At 73.3% G+C, this 18,168-nt stretch carries 13 protein-coding genes; 4 read left to right on the forward strand and 9 right to left on the reverse strand.

Translation table 11 applies throughout. The features are described from left to right. Positions 1-51: 51 nt before the first annotated feature. The 3 genes from NQZ70_RS29435 to NQZ70_RS29445 all read right to left on the reverse strand — a co-directional run bounded on the left by NQZ70_RS29435 (position 52) and on the right by NQZ70_RS29445 (position 2,805). The gene (locus tag NQZ70_RS29435; protein ID WP_129577180.1) at positions 52-1,152 is read right to left on the reverse strand and encodes an endonuclease/exonuclease/phosphatase family protein; all 1,101 of its coding nucleotides are present in this window, start codon (positions 1,150-1,152) and stop codon (positions 52-54) included. A 410-nt stretch (positions 1,153-1,562) separates the two neighbouring features. Beyond that, complete coding sequence (locus tag NQZ70_RS29440) at positions 1,563-1,970, reverse strand: hypothetical protein (RefSeq protein ID WP_129577181.1); 408 nt, start codon at positions 1,968-1,970, stop codon at positions 1,563-1,565. Between the two features lie 133 nt (positions 1,971-2,103). Then, the gene (locus NQZ70_RS29445; RefSeq protein ID WP_129577182.1) at positions 2,104-2,805 is read right to left on the reverse strand and encodes an MmcQ/YjbR family DNA-binding protein; all 702 of its coding nucleotides are present in this window, start codon (positions 2,803-2,805) and stop codon (positions 2,104-2,106) included. Between the two features lie 289 nt (positions 2,806-3,094). On the opposite strand from NQZ70_RS29445, the gene manA reads away from it, so the two are divergent. Then, positions 3,095-4,294 carry a mannose-6-phosphate isomerase, class I gene (gene manA / locus NQZ70_RS29450; protein ID WP_129577183.1) on the forward strand — a complete coding sequence of 400 codons (1,200 nt, stop codon included), beginning with the start codon at positions 3,095-3,097 and terminating at the stop codon, positions 4,292-4,294. A 75-nt stretch (positions 4,295-4,369) separates the two neighbouring features. On the opposite strand, the gene NQZ70_RS29455 is transcribed toward manA, so the two are convergent. The 6 genes from NQZ70_RS29455 to NQZ70_RS29480 all read right to left on the reverse strand — a co-directional run bounded on the left by NQZ70_RS29455 (position 4,370) and on the right by NQZ70_RS29480 (position 11,426). Continuing rightward, entirely contained in the window at positions 4,370-5,647 is a 1,278-nt protein-coding gene (locus NQZ70_RS29455; protein ID WP_165374229.1) for a GNAT family N-acetyltransferase, read from the reverse strand. Between the two features lie 99 nt (positions 5,648-5,746). After that, complete coding sequence (locus NQZ70_RS29460) at positions 5,747-6,529, reverse strand: metallophosphoesterase (protein WP_129577185.1); 783 nt, start codon at positions 6,527-6,529, stop codon at positions 5,747-5,749. Further along, positions 6,495-7,730, reverse strand: coding sequence for a hypothetical protein (locus tag NQZ70_RS29465; RefSeq protein WP_129577186.1), 1,236 nt, complete (start codon positions 7,728-7,730; stop codon positions 6,495-6,497). The genes NQZ70_RS29460 and NQZ70_RS29465 overlap by 35 nt, the downstream gene beginning before the upstream one ends. Before the next feature lie 2 nt (positions 7,731-7,732). Continuing rightward, positions 7,733-8,878, reverse strand: a complete 1,146-nt coding sequence (locus NQZ70_RS29470) for a polysaccharide deacetylase family protein (protein ID WP_129577187.1) — start codon at positions 8,876-8,878, stop codon at positions 7,733-7,735. A 64-nt stretch (positions 8,879-8,942) separates the two neighbouring features. Further along, on the reverse strand, positions 8,943-10,259 hold the full coding sequence (locus NQZ70_RS29475; protein WP_129577188.1) for a glycosyltransferase: 1,317 nt from the start codon (positions 10,257-10,259) through the stop codon (positions 8,943-8,945). 759 nt (positions 10,260-11,018) lie between these two features. Further along, entirely contained in the window at positions 11,019-11,426 is a 408-nt protein-coding gene (locus NQZ70_RS29480; protein WP_129577189.1) for a hypothetical protein, read from the reverse strand. 691 nt (positions 11,427-12,117) lie between these two features. Between NQZ70_RS29480 and NQZ70_RS29485 the strand changes: the two genes are divergently transcribed. From NQZ70_RS29485 to NQZ70_RS29495, 3 genes are all read left to right on the forward strand, one after another. Next, positions 12,118-15,423 (forward strand): GAF domain-containing protein, encoded by a 3,306-nt coding sequence (locus NQZ70_RS29485; RefSeq protein ID WP_129577190.1) that lies wholly within the window; start codon positions 12,118-12,120, stop codon positions 15,421-15,423. Between the two features lie 179 nt (positions 15,424-15,602). Continuing rightward, entirely contained in the window at positions 15,603-17,276 is a 1,674-nt protein-coding gene (locus NQZ70_RS29490) for a carboxylesterase/lipase family protein (protein WP_129577191.1), read from the forward strand. Positions 17,277-17,451: 175 nt separating this feature from the next. After that, positions 17,452-18,084, forward strand: a complete 633-nt coding sequence (locus tag NQZ70_RS29495) for a CoA pyrophosphatase (protein WP_129577192.1) — start codon at positions 17,452-17,454, stop codon at positions 18,082-18,084. The last annotated feature ends 84 nt before the right edge of the window (positions 18,085-18,168 follow it).

An 18,168-nucleotide genomic window follows, 5' to 3' on the forward strand; every position in this document is an offset into this window, starting at 1 on the left:
CGACAGGATAACGAGGGGGTGCCGGCCGTGCCTGACCGAAGTTGCTGAACTTCAGGGCGACCCCTCGTGCGGGCTGCCGGTCCAGCGCAGGTCGGCGAGGATGGGGAGGTGGTCCGAGCCGAGGTCCGGGCCGATCCAGGCGCGCTCGGTGGTCCAGCCCGGCCCGGCGAGGACGTGGTCGATGCGGATGCCGAACCAGCGCGTCCGCTTCGTCGCGCCGAACCCCAGCCCGGCGCGGGAGAACGCGTTCTCGAAGCCCGACCAGAAGCGCCGGTAGATGGCGCTGTCGACCGGCATGTTGAGGTCGCCGACGATCACGGCCGGATAGGGCGCCTCGTCGGCCCATTGGCGCGCGAGCTCGGACTCCCACGCGCGCAGCGCGATGACGCGGTCGTGCTCCGCGGCCTGCTTCCAGAGGCCGTGAATCAGCGCCTCGATCGCCTCGCGCGGCGTCTCCAGGTGCAGGTTGAGGAGGCTGAAGGTGCGCGCCCCGGGCGCCGCCTGCGCGCCCGGCCGCGGCGCGTCGGGCGCGTCGGGCGCGCCCGCGGCAGCGGCAGTCGGAACGAGCGAGTTGGGCGGGGCGCCGGGGGCCGCGCGGTCCGGCAGCGCGATCGCGTAGCGGAGGATGGCGCCGTGGCCGCCGGCGCGCCAGACGTCGCTGCGATCTCTCGACTCGGCCTTGAGGACCGGATACCGGCTCACGAGGCACATGCCGCGGTCGACGTGGACGGACCACCCCGGGAAGGTGGCTGTCAGCTCGGGCTCGGGGATCGAGCATTCCTGCAGGGCGAGCACGTCGGGCCGGGACTCGGCCACGAAGGCCTTGAGTCGCTCCATGCTCATGGCGCGGCTCCCCGTGTTGAAGGACGCGACGCGCAGGTCCCCGCGGCCCGATCCGCCGGTGAGCGCCCGGAGCGAGAAGCAGTACCCGAGGATGGGCCCGACCACGATCGCCGCCGCCAGCGCCGCGGGGATGAGGGCGCGGCGCCGGAGCAGGAGAGCGGCGGGCACGAGGACGAGCAGAGGGAGGGCGATGACCTGGCGCGGGCCGAAGAGGAAGAGCGTCGCGGGCCAAAAGCGGTCGCCCAGGATGGGCAGGGCGAGCCAGACCGCGACGACCCCGAGGAGGTAGAGCACGGCGGCGGCGAGCACGACGGCCCGGAGACGGCGCCAGCGCGGCGGGGGCGGACGCAGGGCGGCGGGGCCTGGCGGGGCGGAGGGCGGTTCCGTGGATGGCTCGCGCTGGGGCATCGAGGGCTTTCCGTGGGTGTGGGTGGGCCCTGCCGTCAACGGGCGGAGGTGTCGAGGAGCGCACGTAAGGGGGTCGAAGCGGTCGCGGCCATGGCGCCAGGATACCGCGGACGGCTCCGTCGTCCCACCCGAGGAGCGTCCGCTGCACGTCGGCGGCAGACGCGGGGCCTCGGCGCCGTCGTGCTCCAGGGACGGTGGAGGTCGTGTCGCATCGTGCCGGCCTCGCCGCCGAGGCCGGGAGCGCGCGAGGACCGCGCTTCATTGATGGCGGAGGGGAATGTTGCCGACGAGGAGCGCCAATGGCAGCGAAGCTACCCCTTCGCAGCACGCACGATGAAGTGAAGCGATCTACCGACAACGTAGCCGAAGGTGCACTTCGCAGCGACGGCGACCCAGCCCGCGTCGAACGGAGCGCTCTTGCTGGATGCTCCGAGCGAGTCGGAAAGCACGTATCCAGACCATGCGAGAACTGCCGCCCAGATCACGAACGTGATGCCATCATATATCTGCGAACGCGCAGCCACGGGCGACGTCGGAGACCTGATGAGCTCCGACAGCGCGTGAGCGAAAGGCTCGTGTGCACCGATGGGCCTCCAATGCTCTTTGCCTACCGGTCGCGCCTTCGTCGTCGGCGGCAATCCCTTGCGGATCTCTGCAATGACGGCCGCCTCGGCAAACGGCCCCTGCACCGTTTGCCCATCCAAGATCTCCCATTCCATGAGCGCGAGCCTACCGCAGTTGAGATGGATTCAACGAGTGAATTCTTCGCGGTGCGCTCGGACGACTCCAGCGTCCAGGTAGATCACATCCAGACGGCGTTCCAAGCATGATCGTCCGCGTCCGGTCGGGCCGTCATCCGGTGCCCCTCGTCGAGCCTCCTCGGCGTGGGGCGGGCTGCGCTCTCTGCTCCGGAGGCGTCTTCTTCCGCGGCGCGGGCTCTCCCCTTGCCCCCTTCTTCGCCGCAGCCCCCTTCTTCGCCGCAGCCCCCTTCTTCGCCGCAGCCCCCTTCTTCGCCGCAGCCCCCTTCTTCGCCGCAGCCCCCTTCTTCGCCGCAGCCCCCTTCTTCGCCGCAACCTTCTCCCCGGCCGCAGCAACCCCCTTCTTCGCCGCAACCTTCTTCCCGGCCGCAGCCCCCTTCTTCCCCTGCCCCTCTCGCTCGCTCGCCCCCTTCCCCGTCGCCCCCTCTTCCGTCACCCGCAAAGCCCGCTGCGGCGCCACCGCGCGGTAGCTCTCCTCGATCCACTCGAGCAGCATCGCCTCGGGCACGCGGTCCTTGGGACCGAAGCGCGCCGTCACCCACCCGCTCTTGCCGAGGTTGTACCCGGTCGGCGCCGCGAACGGCAGCAGCAGCGCGGCCTCGCCCGACTGCGGCAGCTTCGCGGTCACGACGAGCTTCCCTTCGTGGATGTTGAGGAAGACGAAGATCTTCCTGCGCACCTTGGCCACGCGATCGCCCCAGGGGAACTCCTCCACCGCCTCGGGATAGGCCAGCGCGGCGTCGCGCAGCCTCGCAAGGATGGGTGAGAGCCGCGCTTCGTCCTTGGTCGTGGTCATATTCGCCGAGCCTAGGGCGCACGCCGGACCGCGTAAAGCCGGAGCCGCGCGCCGCGTCAGCCGCGGAGCCGAAAGCCGCCGAGCAGCGCGAGCCCGAAGCGCGTCTTACGCCCCCCGGGGACCTCTTGACTTCCCGCGCGTGACGCCCCCGACAGCCGCGCGCGTCGAGCTCGGCGCCGATCTCAGCGGCCTTGTCACGCGGTCGACGCTGGAGAGCGGCATCGCCCACGCGCTCAAGGGCTGACTTCCCCGGGGCCATCCGGTAGGGTGCCGCCCGCAGGAGCTAGCCATGTTCGCGCTCGAGAACCGTGTTCAGGAGTATGCCTGGGGCTCGCGGGAGGCCATCGCGGCGCTGCTCGGACAGGGCCCCTCCGACAAGCCTCAGGCCGAGCTCTGGATGGGCGCCCACCCGGCGGCCTCCTCGACCATCGCGCTCGACGGAGGCCGCGAGCGCCTGATCGACGCCATCCCCACGCACGCGGACGCCTTCCTGGGCGGGCCGACGCGCGATCGCTTCGGCGCGCGGCTGCCGTTTCTGCTCAAGGTGCTCGCGGCCGACCAGCCGCTGTCGCTGCAGGCGCACCCGGACGAGGCGCAGGCGCGGCGCGGGTTCGACGCGGAGAACGCGGCCGGCATCCCCGTCGACGCGCCCGAGCGCACCTACCGCGACCCGCACCACAAGCCCGAGCTCATCTGCGCGCTCACCCCGTTCGACGCGCTCTGCGGCTTCCGGCCGGCCGAGGCCCTGGCGGAGGTGTTCGCGCTCCTCGCCGGCGGCCCGGGCGACGCGCTCGTCCCGCGCGTCGACGGGCCCGTCGACGCGGCCGCGGTCGCGCGGCTCGTCGAGGGCCTGCTCGCGCTCGGGCCGGCGGCGCGGCGGGAGCTCGTGTCCGCCGTGGTCGAGGCGTGCCGCGCCCGCGCCGAGGCGGGCGGGCGGCTCGCGCGCGCCGCGGGCTGGGCGCTGCGCCTGCACGAGCTCTACCCGGGCGACGTCGGCGTCGTGATCGCGCTCCTGCTGAACGACGTGCACCTCGAGCCGGGCGAGGCGCTGTACCTGCCGCCGCGCCGGCTGCACGCCTACGTGCAGGGGGTCGGGATCGAGATCATGGCGAGCTCCGACAACGTGCTGCGCGGCGGGCTCACGCCGAAGCACGTGAACGTCGGCGAGCTCCTGCGCGTCCTCGACTTCTCCCCGTGGTGCGTCGCGCCCGTCGCGCCGCGCCGGGCCGGCGCGGAGTCCATCTACGACACCCCCGCGCCGGAGTTCCGGCTCTCGCGCATCGAGCTCGACGCCGCGTCGTCGTGGCGGACCGACGACCGGCGCGGCCCCGAGATCGTGCTGTGCACCCGGGGACAGGCGTCGCTGGTCGACGCGCGCGGCGCCGCCCAGCCCCTCCGCCAGGGCGGCTCGATCTTCGTCCCGTTCGCCTCGGGGGGCTACGCCATCGAGGGAGAGGGCCAGTTCTTCCGCGCCACGGTCGGACTCTGAGCCGCGCCTAGAGGCGCCTCACGCCCCGCGGAGCACCGCAGGGAGGCCCGAGCATCCCCGCGCCCGGCGAACGGCTCATGGCGAGGCGGCGCGCTCCCGCGCCGCCGGCCCGGGGCTCGCGCCGTCGGCCGCGGCGATCGCCGGCTCGCCGCGCGGGGGCGCCGGCGGATCGGCCGGGTCGCGGCCGAGCGAGCGGGCGGCGGCGCGCCACGTGGCGAGCACGCGCCGCTTCATCACGCGGAGCTCGTGCGCGGCGAGCTCCGCGGCGCGGCGGGCGCTGTCGTTCACCGAGGGCCGCGCGGCCCGGAGCTCGACGAGCGGCCGCGCCGAAAGCGACAGGGCCAGCTTGTACTGGCAGGGGCTGTCCAGAAAATCGTACTCGCGCCGCCCCGCCTCGATCGCGGCGCGGATGGCGTAGGCGTGGACCACGATCCCGGGACGGAGCCCCTTCGGCAGGTCGACCCTGCGCCCGCACTGGTAGAAGTAGATCTTGTTGTTCCAGACGAGGTTGTAGAGCGCCGCGACGGGCTCGCCGCGCGCCGAGAGCCACGTGAGGTCGAGGGCGCCGCGCTCGAGCATCGCGGGCATCACCTCGTCGTGGAACGCGCGGAAGCGCGGCGAGGCGAAGACGCCCGCGCGCCCGTCGGCCGACCAGCGCTCGGCGTGCAGGCGGAGCAGGATCTCCCGCGCCCCGGCGAGCTCCGCCGGCGTCCTCGCCCGCTCGAGCGTCAGCGCGCCGCCCGCCCACGCCTCGAGATCGCGCATCGAGCGGCGCACGAGGTAGCGGCGCGACGCGGAGAGCGCGCGCAGGTACGCCTCCCAGCTGGACGGCAGCGGGATGTAGGGAGAGGCGTCCGTGACCTCGATCCGCGCGTCGATGCCGTGCTTCCGGAGCGCGCGCGAGAGGACCACGGGGAGCGCGCCGTCGGTGCGCATGGCCGGCAGGACGAGCTCGTCCCAGGCGCCCAGCGCCGCGCCCGTGAGCGCGTCGGCGAGCGCGTGCGCGACGTCGGCCTCGGCGCCCCGCTCGGCGATGACGCCGAGGTTGCAGGAGCAGATCTCGTCGGCCTGGTCCTCGCCCGAGGCGAGGAGCTCCAGCCGGCGGAACGGGATGCCGCTCCTGTGCCGGCAGCGGCGCTCGAGCAGCGGCGCGAGGCCGACCAGGCGGGGCCCGTCGAAGAACAGCGCGGCGCGCAGCGAGCGGCCCTGCGCCCCGAACACCCGCCACCAGGCGAGCATCCAGTCCGGCGCGAGCATCGGCTCGCCCATGTCGCTCCGCCCCATCAGATCTTCCCACGCCCCCCGCATCGCGGCGAGCTCGGCGACCTCGGTCACCAGGTGAAACCGCAGCATCTTTCCCTCCCCATCGAATACCTCCCCATCGAACACCCCTCCTCCCCTGCCCCCGCGCCGCCCGGCCCCCCTCGCGCGGCGCGGCGGCATCGCCGCCCCTCAGCGAAACCGCGGCCGCAGCTGGGCGATCGCCCCCCGCGCCGCGCCGAGGTGCTTGTCCAGCCATGTCATTCGATACCCCTCCTCGGCGGCGCGCCGCTCGGCGCGCTCGTGATCGTAAGGGACCCGGTGAAACCAGATCTCCTGTCGCGACGAGTCGAAGATGGCGAACTCGGCGAGCTTCGCGCTCCTCCGGGCCGCGTCGACCGAGCCGGGGTTGATGAAGAAGCGCCTGCCCCGCGCGCGGTCCAGCGAGACGCGCTCGCAGGCCGACCGCAGCGTCGCGACGCCCGCCTCGACCTCGTAGAGCGCCTGGACGTGGGTGTGCCCGAACAGGCAGATGCGCCCGCTGGGCTCGCGCTCGCCGAGGATCTGCGCGTTCTCCTCGATGTGCGCGGGGCTCGTCATGTATTCGCACGTATCGACGACGCCGCCGTGAATGAGGACGATCTCTCCCTCGATGAGGCGCCGCCTGGGCAAGAGGGCGAGCGCCCGCTTGCTGTCCGCGGAGAGCGCGGCGCGCGTGCGCCGGAGCGCGAAGGCGGCCTTCGCGCCGCAGCGCTCGACGTCGATCCGCCCGATCGCGACGAGATCGTGGTTGCCCGCGATCGCGAGGACCGGCGGCCGCGCGAGCAGGCGCACGCACGCGTCCGAGTCGGCGTTGTACCCGACGATGTCCCCGAGGCAGAGCAGGTGCTCCACGCCCCGCTCCGCGAGGAACGCCTGTACGGCCGAGAGGGCCTCGAGGTTACCGTGAACGTCCGAGATGATCCCGTAGAGCATGGCGAGCCACCTTTCGTGTGAGGAATGTGCTGGCCCATCGCGCGAAGGGCCTCGGGTCGTCCCAGGCGAAGGCGTCGTAGACGGTGGGCGCCCCCGCGACCGAGCCGAGCCAGGTCGCGAGGGACGCGCCGCCGCGCTGCTCCCGGAACGCGCGGTAGACGCGGTAGACGTCGAGCCAGCGGTAGCCCGCGGCGGCGCGCGGCGCCTCGGCCGGGCGGCGGCCCTCGACCAGGTAGTCGTACGCGACGCGCGGCAGGTTGACGCCCGCCGCGGCGCCCACGTGGTTCCAGAGGGTGTACCGGGCGTTGACCTCGAGCGTGTAGAGCGCGCCGTTCCTCGCGTCGCGCACGAGGTCGATCTTGAACGGCCCCTTGAGCCCGAGCTTCCCCGCGACCTCGCGCCCGGCCGCGGCGACCGCCTCGTCGTCCGTGACCTCGATGAGCGCGCTCTCGCCGGCGAAGCCCGGGTAGGTGCGGAGCTTGCGCCCGCAGAACCACGCGAGCAGCTCCCGCCGCTCGTCGGCGAAGCCGTGGAACGACACGAGATCGACGACGCCGCCCGGGATGTGCTCCTGGACGATGAGGTCGCGCTTGAGGCGCTCGAAGTGCGGGTGCGCGAGCAGCTCGGCGCGCGTGTCGAAGCGGCGCGCCTTCCCCGCGCCGCCGAGGAGGTCGCGCTGGATCTCGGCCCAGGCGGACTTGCGGCGCGGCTTCACGAGCAGCGGCTCGCGCAGGCGCGCGAGATCGCCGCCGGGCCGCAGCGTGCGCGGCGCGAGGACGCCCCTCGCCTCGCAGAGGCCGTAAAACCCCTCCTTGTCGAGCAGCGACCAGCGCACGTCCTCCTCGTTGAGGAGAAAGAGGAAGTGCCGCGCGAGCGCCGCCCGGTGGCGGTAGACGAGCTCGAGCTGCGGGTCCGTGCCGTAGAACAGGGGGATCTTGCGCCCGAGCGCCGCGTGGAGCCGCTCCCCGAGGCCCAGCAAGACGGACGCGGACGCGTCCCGGCTCGCCTCGTCGAAGCCGGGCACGACGCAGGCGGCGCGCACGTGGCGCGAGCAGAGGACCGCGTCGGACCGATCCTTCGTCGCCGCGATGACCGGGATTCCGGCCATCCCGAGCGGTCGGACCAGGGTGATGTCCCCCAGCACGAGCGCCGGGGGGCGCTCGGGGGAGAAGCGGATGGCGCCGATGTCTTGTCGGTCCATGGTCACTCGAACAGCGAGGTCGACGGGCCGCGGTTTTCGTCCTGGGGGCCTTCGGGCGAGAGGCCCGCATCGGCCGGCGCGGCCGCGGCCGGCGCGGCCGCGCCCCGCTGGGCGACGTGCCGCTTCAGCAGCTGCTTCGTCCGCAAGACGCCCGACACCGAGCGGATGAAGCTCCGGTGATCCGCGCCGAAGTCGACCCGGGGCACCGAGTACGGCGCGTCCGGCGAGCTCTGGAATCCCGCGACGGTCGCGTGGTCGCAAGGCCAGTTGGTCACGGCCCCCAGGAAGCCGAGCCGGCGCAGCGTGGCGCACTCGCGAGGACCGAAGTCCGTCCCGACATGCCCGTTCGGATAACAGAAGATGGGGACCGGGCGCCTGGCCTCGGCGCACAGGCGCGCCCAGGACACGACGATCTCGCGCTTCGACTGCGCGTCGCTCGTCCTGGAGAGCACCGGATGGGTGACCGTGTGCGGGCCGAACGTGATGCCGCGCGCCTCGCACGCGCGGACGTCGTCCCACGACATCGGCGCGTAACGCTCGGGCGGGCGCGCCGGCAGCTCGACCTCGGCGGCGGCGGCGAGCCGCTCGACGGCGCGGAGCTTCTCGATCTCGGGGATGCGCTTGCAGTGCTCCATGAAGCGCCGCGCGAGGTGCGCCCGCGGGACGCCCTCGTCCAGGCGCATGACGTGGCGGATGCCGGCCACCATGACGCTGAGCTCGCGGCGCCGCGTCGACTCGAACACGTACTCCACGCGGTGCCACCAGCACCACAGCTCTCCGTCCAGATAGCCGGTCACGACGAAGACGGTCGCCGGGCAATCGAACTCCGCGAAGATCGGCGCGGCGACCGTCGCCTGGTCGCTCGTGCCGTCATCCATCGTGAAGGCGACGGCCCGGTCGATGGGCGCCGCCTCGCCCGCGAGGCTCCGGAAGACCCGCTCGAGCGACACGATCGGATACCGCTCCTTCCTCAGGAACTCCAGCGCGCGCCGGAGATCGCGCGGATCGACGCCCGCGATGCCGCGAGCCGGGTCCGCGAGCCGGTGCATGACGATGATGGTCACGCGCCCGCGCATCACCCGCGTGAACGGCCGCGTCGCCCAGGGCGCGGCCAGGAGATCCGAGAGCCATTTCGCAACGTTCGACATGGGTCCTCCCCCCTCGAGAGCCTTACGAAAGAACGATGGATGACAGCGGCGCGCCGTCGTCCGCTCAGCTCGCCAGCGCGGCCGGCGGCGGGTGATCGCCGGAAGCCCGGCCGTCGCCGCGGCCCGGAGCGGCGGTGATCTGGCGCGGCCTCTGGCTCGCGCCCCAGATCCAGGCGAGCAGGGAGCTCGGGCGGACGGCGGCGGCGCGCGGCGTGTGCCGCGCGAGCAGCAGCGCGTAGAGATCCATGTAGCGCTCGGCCATCCGGGCGGCGGAGTAGCGCCGGAGGGCGATCGCGCGGCCGCGCCGGCCCATCCGCGCAGCGAGCGCGGGATCGGCCAGGAGCTCCGCGAGCCTCGCGGCGAGGGGCGCGACCTCGCCGGAGGGCACGAGGAAGCCCGTCTCACCGTCGACGAGCGCGGTGGGCACGCCGCCCACGTCGGTCGCGACGGTCGGCAGCCCCGCGGCCATGGCCTCGAGGAGCGCGAGCGGCAGGCCCTCGGACAGGGACGGCAGCGCGAACACGTCGAGCGCGGCGAGGAGCGCCGGCACGTCGTGACGCTCCCCGGCGAACAGCGCGCGATCGGACACGCCGAGCTCGCGCGCGAGGGCGACGAGCCGCCCGCGCTCGGGGCCGTCGCCGACGAGGAGGAGCCGCCCGCTCCGGGGCAGCGCCCTCGCGGCGGCGCGCACGAGGAGCGCGTGGTTCTTCACGGGAGAGAGGCGCCCCACGCTCCCGACGACCAGGGCGTCCTGCGGGATCGCGAGCTCGGCCCTCACCCGGCCCCTCGCCGCCGGATCCGGCGCGAACCGCGATAGATCGATGCCGTTCGCCACGACATGCAGCTTCGGCCGGTCGACCTCGCGCCGGCCGAGGACGGCCGCGGCGGTCGGGTACGACACCGCGACGTGGGCGTCGACGAACGCGGACGCGGCGCTGCGCAGCCACCTTCGTCCTTCCATGTCCTGGGACACGCCGTGCTTCGTGTGGATGACCGGGACCCGGTGCAGCCACCCGGCGGGCGCCGCGTAGATGAGCGACAGGTGGTTGTGCGCGTGGACGAGCGTGACGCCCTTCGTCGCGAACAGCGCGGCGAGGCGGGCGGTCAGCGTCCTGTCGAACCCCGGGCCCTTCGGCACGAGGCGCACCTCGACCCCGCGCCGCCGGAGCTGCTCGGCGCGCGGCCCGTCCGGATCCTCGGCGATCGCGACCGCCAGCACGTCGTGGCCCGCGGCGCGCTGGGACGCCGCGAGATCGACGACCACCTGCTCGGCGCCGCCGGTCTGGAAGCTGCTCACCACGTGCGCGATGGCGAGCCGCTGAAGAGCCCGCGAGTCCCTGCGAGCGCGATCCTCGATACCGTGAGCGACCTGTGTCTCCATACCCCTCTCCCCCCCAAACGCGTGGACCGCCGGTCCCGCCGACTCGCCTGCTCGTCCGGCGCCAGCCGTACACGGCTTTCCTTCCATCCCCTCGCGACCGGCCCCTCGTGCCCGGCAAACGCCGTCCAGGGCATCGCCGGAGCGGAGCTGAGATGGTGAGTGCCCCGATCCGGCGGATCGACACGAGCGCTGCAACACCCCGCGTGACTCCATGGCGGATGGCGGGGACGCGACTCGGATTGACTATACGGCGGATTCGCAAGCTGACAAGCGAATCGCGCGACAAACGGGAAAACCGAAGTACGAGGGTTGTACAACCCTGATAAGGACATGGCCCTCGGCGCCGAACAGAGGAGTTCCGTCCCAGTCTTCGACTGACCACCTCCCCGGAGCGCGGCGCCTCGCCGGGCGGGGCGGCCGCCGAGGCGCGCGCCGGCGGCGCGGCGGATGGCCCGGAAAAGCGGTTCGTTTTCAATTAGTTACGAAGATCGTCTCCGGCCGGTCAAAAAAGGTGAGCCGCCCTCGTGACGCGCGCGCACTGCAGAGGGCGTGCGGCGGCACGGTCGGGGGGCCGTGCTGCGAGGGAGCGTGGGTGACCGCCGTTCGCGCTGCGGCGGTGCCGGGCTGCGACCTCGGATCGCGGCCGCTTCACCGGAGGGGGGACACGCGATGCAAACGACCGAACGGAGGACGCGTCGATGAAGATCACGAGCGGCGCCGCGGCGCACGCCGGTGGGGCCATGTCGGGCGCGATCCGCGTCAGCGGCAGCGCGGCCGTCCCTCACGGAGGTAATCGAGCAGCTGGGCCTCGTCGCTGCCGATCATCCGGTCGATGCCGTCTTCCCGGACATGGCGTTGAATCTGAAGCGCCCCCGCGGTCGTCCGCACGAGGACGGCGACGCGGCGGAAGCCGCCCATCACGGCTGGCCGCAGCCGCTGCATCGCCGCCTCGAACTGCGGGTCGTTCCGCCCCGCCGCCGCGCGCAGGTCGACGAGCAGGCACAGCCCGCTGCGGCCGGCGCGGTCCAGCGCGCGGCTCACCTCCATCCACCGCTCCTCGAACATGGCGGCAGACTCGGACGGCGCCGTGCTCCGCGTCACCCGCGCGAGCTGCGCCGCCGGATCGATCGTCACGGTGTAGTGCGCATTGCGCAGGATCTCGAGCATGGTCCACGCTCATCCTATCAGGATGAGCACCGAATCAGAATGCCCGGCCGAGCGAGCCGAACGCCGGGAGCTGCTGAGTTCGTCGCGCTGGGCCGCTCGGTCCCGAGCTGGTCCCGATGTGATCCGGTCGGGTCCGGATGGTTTCTTCGACGCTTCCGGCAAACGGACCTCCGGATACGCCCCAGAAACCGGCGCGGCGCGCCGTCCTCCAGAGTCATGCTGACGCGCGCGCGGGCCCCCCTCGACAGCGAGACCGAGGCCATGCGCAGGACCGGCGGAGACAGCCGTGCGAGATGCGCTCCTGCCGCCCCCGGCGAGAGGACCGAGCCGCTCGGCGCGCTCGCCTCGGCGTGGACGCCCCTCCGGCGATCGGACTACGCTCCGCGCGTGTCGAGCCGCAGCAAGGATGACGCGCGCTCCCCGGCCGAGGGCGCTCCCGGCGCCGAGGGCGGCGCGCCAGCCCGGGTGACCCGCCCGTGCGCCGCAGGGGACGCCCCGGCGCGCAGGGCGCGCGGCCGACGGCTTGCGGTGGCCCGCCCATCGCCTTAGCAAGCTCCGCCGAACGCATGCAGCATTCAAAGCCGAGCTTGCTCGATTTTCGGGACGCCATGACGGTCGGTCCGGCGTCCGAGGCGCTCGGCGTCCCCGCCCTGCCCGCGCACGGCTCGGATCGGGTGGAGCGTCCCTGCCGATGAGCGCTCCGCGCTGCGACGGCGCCGCCGTGCTCTCGCCTCCGGGGGTCCGCATCGACGAGGTGCTGGCCGCCGAGGCGCTCTCCCTCCGCCCGTCCCGGCTGCCCGATCATGCGGCCGAGAACCGGGCCCTGATCGCCCTCGCCGAGGCGATGGCCGGGTCGCTGGAGGACGTCCTCCCGACGCTCGTGTCGCTGCTGCTCGAGCTCTGCCGGGCCGACTCGGCGGGCGTCAGCGTGCTCGAGGTGGAGGACGGCCGCGAGGTGTTCCGGTGGGTCGCCCTCGCCGGGGCGTTTGCGCACCACATCGGTGGGACGATGCCCCGGCGCCCGAGCCCTTGCGGCGCCGTCCTCGATTGCAACGCGGCGCTCCTCTTCTCGTTCTCGCCCCCTGCCCGCCACTTCGCGGCCGGCGCGGCCATGGATCCGGCGATCGTCGAGGCGCTGACCGTCCCGTTCCACGCGGGCGGCGCGCCGATCGGCACGGTCTGGGTCGTGGCGCACTCCGACGAGCGGAAGTTCGACGCCGAGGACGCGCGGCTCGTCTCCAGCCTGTCGCGGTTCGCCGCCACGGCCGTGCATGCGCTGGCCCAGGCGCGGGAGGCGAGGCGGGCCAGCGAGGCGCTGCGGGAGAGCGAGGGCCGGCATCGGTTCCTGGCCGAGCTGGCCGCGGCCACCCAGCCGCTCGTCGATCCCGGCGAGGTCATGGCCGTGACGGCGCGCCTGCTCGCGGAGCACCTCGGCGTGGACCGGTGCGCTTACGCGGAGGTCGAGGACGAGCGCGTGTTCGTCATCACGGGCGATCACACGCGGGGTGTCCGGAGCATCGTGGGCCGGTGGCCGGTCGCCGATTTCGGCCCCGAGGTGGTGCGGCTCATGCTCGCGAACGAGCCGTACGTCCTCGACGACGTCGACGCGGACCCGAGGGCCGGAGGCGACCTCGCGGCGTACCGGGCGACGGAGATCCAGGCGGTCATCTGCGTGCCGTTGCACAAGTCCGGCCGGTTCACGGCGGCGATGGCGGTCCACCAGAAGGTGCCGCGGCGCTGGACGCCCGATGAGGTCGGGCTGGTGCGGCTGGTGGTCGGCCGCTGCTGGGAGGCCATCGAGCGGGCGCGGGCGGCCCGGGGCGTGCGGGAGCGGGACGAGCGGCTCGACTATGCGGTCCGGCTGTCGGGTCTCGGGTTCTGGTACTGCGATCTGCCGTTCGACGAGCTGATCTGGGACGACCAGGTAAAGGAGCACTTCTGGCTGCCGCCGGACGCGCGGGTGACCATCGGCACGTTCTACGAGCGGCTGCACCCGGACGACCGGGAGCCGACCCGACGGGCCATCGAGGCGTCGATCCGCGAGCGGATCCCCTACGACATGGATTATCGGACGGTCGATCCGGCCACGGGGGCGTTCAAGTGGGTCCGGGCGCTGGGCGGGACGGCCTATGCGTCGGACGGAACCCCCCGGCGGTTCGACGGGGTGACGGTCGACGTCACCGCCCGCAAGCTCGACGAGGAGCGGGTGGCGCGGCTGCTGGAGCTGGAGCGGGAGCAAGGCCGGCTCCTCAAGCAGGTGGCGGACGCTGCGCTGACCATCCACGCGTCCGGGTCCCTGGGCAGCGTGCTCCAGGGGATCACCGAGGAGGCCCGGCGGATCATCGGGGCGCGCCTGGCGGTGACCCGGCTGAACGCTGGGGTCGACGAGTCGCAGGCGGTAAACCCGGTGGCCACGTCCGGGAAGTACGACGGCTGGCGTGGCCCGGCGGTTCCGTCCGCGGAAGACGGCGTCTACGCGGTGGTCTGCCGCACGAACCGTCCCGTGCGGCTCACCCGGGTTGAGCTGGGGGTCCCCCCGGCGTGGCTCACCCAGGTTGGGCTCACCCGGGTTGAGCTGGGGCAGCCGTACCTCACCCAGGTTGAGCCCCCGCCGTCCCCCACCCAGGTTGAGCTCCCGCCCACCCAGGTTGAGCCCCCGTCGCCGCCCCTCACCCAGGTTGAGCTCCCGCCGATGCGGGGCTGGCTTGTCGCGCCGTTCATCGGCCGGAGCGGCGAGAACCTCGGCCTCATCCACCTCTCCGACAAGCACGACGGGGATTTCACCGAGAGCGACGAGGCGATCCTCGTCCAGCTCGCGCACATCGCGTCCGTCGCCATCGAAAACGCCCGGCTCTACGACCAGCTCCGCGACCAGGACCGGCGGAAGGACGAGTTCCTCGCCACGCTCGCCCACGAGCTGCGGAACCCGCTCGCCCCCATCCGGACGGGCCTCGAGATCCTCAAGGTCGCCGGCAGCGCGGACCAGGCCCGCAAAATCCTGGACATGATGGACCGGCAGATCGGGCACATGGCCCGCATGATCGACGACCTGCTCGACGTTTCCCGGATCACCCGCGGCAAGGTGGAGCTGCGGAAGGAGCGCATCGATCTCCGGGCCGTCCTGAACAGCGCCCTGGAGACGAGCCGCCCGCTCATCGAGGCGGCGGCGCACGAGCTCGCGGTCCGGCTCCCGCCGGCCTCTCTCCTGCTGGACGCCGACCCGACCCGGCTCGCCCAGGTGTTCGCGAACCTCCTCAACAACGCGGCCAAGTACACCCCGGCCGGCGGCAGCATCCGGCTCGCCGCCCAGCGCGACGGGGCCGCGGTGGTCGTCCGGGTCGCGGACAACGGGGTTGGGATCCCGGCCGACATGCTGTCGAACGTGTTCGACATGTTCACCCAGGTTGGCCGCTCGATCGACCGGGCCCAGGGCGGCCTCGGCATCGGGCTCACCCTCGTGAAGCGCCTGGTCGAGCTGCACGGCGGCTCGATCCACGCCGAGAGCGACGGCGCCGGCCGCGGCTCGACGTTCACGATCCGCCTCCCCCTCGCCGCCGCCGAGGAGGCCGCGCCGAGGCCATCGTCCGCCGGCCCTGCGCACGGCGCCCCCCCGGCCGCCCTCCGCGTCCTCGTCGTGGACGACAGCGTCGACGGGGCGGAGAGCCTGGCCCTGCTCCTCCGGCTATCGGGGCACGAGACCCGGGCGGTCCACACCGGCCCCGACGCGCTGACCGCAACCCGGGAGCTCGGCGCCGACGTCGTGTTCCTGGACATCGGCTTGCCGGGCATGAACGGCTACGACGTGGCCCGGCGGCTCCGGGCCGAGCCCGACCTGACCGGTCTCTTCCTCGTGGCGCTCACCGGCTGGGGCACGGAGGAGGATCGGCGGCAGGCCCGCGAGGCGGGGTTCGACCACCACCTGACCAAACCGGTGGACGCGGCCGAGGTGAAGCGGCTCGTCGCGCGCGTCGCCGCGGCCCGCCGGCAGGGCGGCTGACGGCGGGCCCGCGCCCGGCCCTCGCTCGACGACGATGGCGACTTGTAGAGCTCGCGGAATCGGGCGAAGAACTCCATCATCTCCAGCGCGGTCGCCGTGTCCGCCGCTCTCCCTCGGCGCTGTGCTCTCCTCTTTACCCACGGTCCCGCACTCTCGACTTGCTCTCGACGGAGACGACCATGCCCATTCGACTTTCACTGTCGCACACCATTCTCCTAGGCCTGCTCGCTGCTGCCTGCAGCTCGAGTGAGCCCGCCCCGGGTGGCTCCGGCGGCGCTGGCGGCTCCGGCGGCGCTGGCGGCTCCGGCGATGCTGGCGGCTCCGGCGGCGCTGGCGGTGAGCCGGCGCCCCTGCTCATCGAGACGGAGGCGGGTCCGGTGGAGGGCGCGGTCGTCGGCGCGACGCGCACCTTCCTCGGCATCCCGTACGCCGCGCCGCCGGTCGGCGAGCTGCGCTGGAGACCGCCCGCGCCGCACGAGCCGTGGACCGAGCCGCGCAGCGCGGTGGAGGTGGGCATCCCCTGCTCGCAGCTCAACCTGCTCACGCCCGGCTTCAACGAGAGCTCGGGAGAGGACTGCCTCACCTTGAACGTCTGGACGCCCGAGCGCCCGGCGTCCTCGTCCTTGCCCGTCCTCGTCTGGATTCACGGCGGCGGCTTCGAGATGGGGAGCAGCGCGGAGGCCGATTACGACGGCCGGCTCCTCTCCGAGACGACCGGCTCGGTGGTGGTCACCCTCAACTACCGCCTCGGCCCGCTCGGGTTCCTCGCCCTCCCGGAGCTCAAGTCGGAGGATCCCGATCACCCCGCGACGGGCGCGTACGGCCTCGAGGACCAGCGCGCCGCGCTCGAGTGGGTCAAGGCCAACATCGGCGCCTTCGGCGGCGATCCGGGCAAGGTCACCCTGTTCGGCGAGTCGGCGGGCGGCATCAGCGTCTGCATGCACCTGGTGTCGCCGCCGAGCAAAGGCCTGTTCCATCGCGCCATCATCGAGAGCGGGCCGTGCGACTCCGCCGCGGACGAGGCCACGGCCACGGCGCAGGGGCAGGAGCTCGTCGAGGCGCTGGGCTGCGCCGACGCGCCTTCGGTCCTCGAGTGCCTGCGCGGCAAGCCGGCCGAGGAGGTCATGAGCGCGCTCCCGCCGGGCGAAGCCTTCCTCGTGGGTGCCGGCCCGACCTGGTTCCCGGTCATCGACGGCTGGAACCTCCCCGACGTGCCGAGCAAGCTCCTCGAAGCCGGGAGCTTCGAGAAGCTGCCGACGATCATCGGCAGCAACGCCGACGAGGGCTCGCTCTTCGTCACGCTCTGGGGCGAGGCCGCGACGGTCGCCGACGAGGCCGAGTTCGTGACGTTCGCGGACGGGTTCGCCCCCGGCCACGGCGAAGAGGTGGTGGCGAATTACCCGAGCGACACGTACGGCTCGGCGCAGGCGGCGGCGACCGCGGCGCTGGGCGATTCGATGTTCGTGTGTCCGGCGCGGCGCGCGGCGCGCGCCATCGCGAGCGGCGGCGCGGCGACGTATCTTTATCATTTCACCCACGCGCCCGAGAGCTCGCTGCTCGGCGAGCTCGGCGCCTTCCATTCGGCCGAGATCCGGTACGTGTTCGGCAACCCGGGGCTGCTCGTGTCGGAGCCGCTCACCGAGGACGAGCTCGAGCTCTCGCAGGCGATCATGGGGTACTGGTCGCGCCACGCGGAGACCGGAGACCCGAACGGCGAGGATGCGGTCGAATGGCCGAGGTACGAGCCGGAGACGGACGAGAACATCGTCCTCGACATGACCAGCTCCCAGGAGGCCGGGCTGAAGAAGGAGCTCTGCGACATGTGGGACAGCTTCGCCGCGGCGGCTCCCTGACGGCGATCGCACGCCGGCGGGGCCCGGGCGCCGTGGTTGCGGCCAGCGCGCCTCGCGTCCAGGTCCGCCGGCGCACGCCCTTCCGGAGCGACCGCCGCGCCGCCGCGCGCCCGGAGCCCCCCGCCGCCGCGCGCGATCTCTAAGTACCGGTAGACACTATGCTATCCTCGCCGCCGTGCTCCCCTCCTACGACCTCGCCGCCATCATGGCCCGCCTCGAAGGGCGCGAGGCCGCGCTCGACGCGCTCACGCAGGAGCGTCAGGCCGCGGTCGCCGCGATCCTGCGGGCGCCGGCGGGGCCTCTGGGCACGGCGCTCGAGCCCGCCGGGAGCCCGGAGCCCGGCGAGGCCGAGCTCCTCCTGATCCGCCGCGCCGAGCACCCGGGCGATCCCTGGTCAGGGCACATGGCCCTTCCGGGCGGCCGGCGCGAGGAGCGCGACGGGAGCCTGTTCGCCACCGCGATCCGCGAGACGCACGAGGAGGTGGGGATCGACCTCGCGGCGCACGGCACCCTGCTCGCGCGCCTGCCCGACATCCCGGCGGTCGTCCGCGGGCGGCGCGTCGGGATGATCATCGCCCCGTTCGTCTTCGCGCTGCGCTCCACGCCGGATCTCACCCTGAGCGACGAGGTGGCCGAGGCGCTCTGGACGCCGCTCGGGCCGCTCGCGCGCGGCGAGCGCACCTCGAGCTACGCGTACACGCACGAGGGGAACGTCCTCCAGCTCCCGTGCCTGCGCGTGGACGAGCGGGTCGTCTGGGGCCTGACCTACCTCATGCTGGAGCAGCTCTTCGACCTGCTCCACCGGTGAGCCGCGGCTGGGCGCTCGCGGCCCGGGCGACCGCCGGCGCCGGCGTGGTCGCCGCCGCGCCCCTCGCGCTCCCCCGAGGCGCCT

Origin of the sequence: Sorangium sp. So ce836 (assembly GCF_028553905.1) — a bacterium.
In the GTDB taxonomy this organism is placed as follows: Bacteria; Myxococcota_A; Polyangia; order Polyangiales; family Polyangiaceae; genus Sorangium; species Sorangium cellulosum_D.

Coding starts and splice junctions, on each gene's coding strand:
- NQZ70_RS29440 (WP_129577181.1), bottom strand. CDS start 1,970: ATGGAATGGGAGATCTTGGATGGGCAAACGGTGCAGGGGCCGTTTGCC.
- NQZ70_RS29485 (WP_129577190.1), top strand. CDS start 12,118: ATGAGCGCTCCGCGCTGCGACGGCGCCGCCGTGCTCTCGCCTCCGGGG.
- NQZ70_RS29490 (WP_129577191.1), top strand. CDS start 15,603: ATGCCCATTCGACTTTCACTGTCGCACACCATTCTCCTAGGCCTGCTC.
- NQZ70_RS29480 (WP_129577189.1), bottom strand. CDS start 11,426: ATGCTCGAGATCCTGCGCAATGCGCACTACACCGTGACGATCGATCCG.
- NQZ70_RS29455 (WP_165374229.1), bottom strand. CDS start 5,647: ATGCTGCGGTTTCACCTGGTGACCGAGGTCGCCGAGCTCGCCGCGATG.
- NQZ70_RS29465 (WP_129577186.1), bottom strand. CDS start 7,730: ATGGACCGACAAGACATCGGCGCCATCCGCTTCTCCCCCGAGCGCCCC.
- NQZ70_RS29470 (WP_129577187.1), bottom strand. CDS start 8,878: ATGTCGAACGTTGCGAAATGGCTCTCGGATCTCCTGGCCGCGCCCTGG.
- NQZ70_RS29475 (WP_129577188.1), bottom strand. CDS start 10,259: ATGGAGACACAGGTCGCTCACGGTATCGAGGATCGCGCTCGCAGGGAC.
- NQZ70_RS29445 (WP_129577182.1), bottom strand. CDS start 2,805: ATGACCACGACCAAGGACGAAGCGCGGCTCTCACCCATCCTTGCGAGG.
- NQZ70_RS29460 (WP_129577185.1), bottom strand. CDS start 6,529: ATGCTCTACGGGATCATCTCGGACGTTCACGGTAACCTCGAGGCCCTC.
- manA (WP_129577183.1), top strand. CDS start 3,095: ATGTTCGCGCTCGAGAACCGTGTTCAGGAGTATGCCTGGGGCTCGCGG.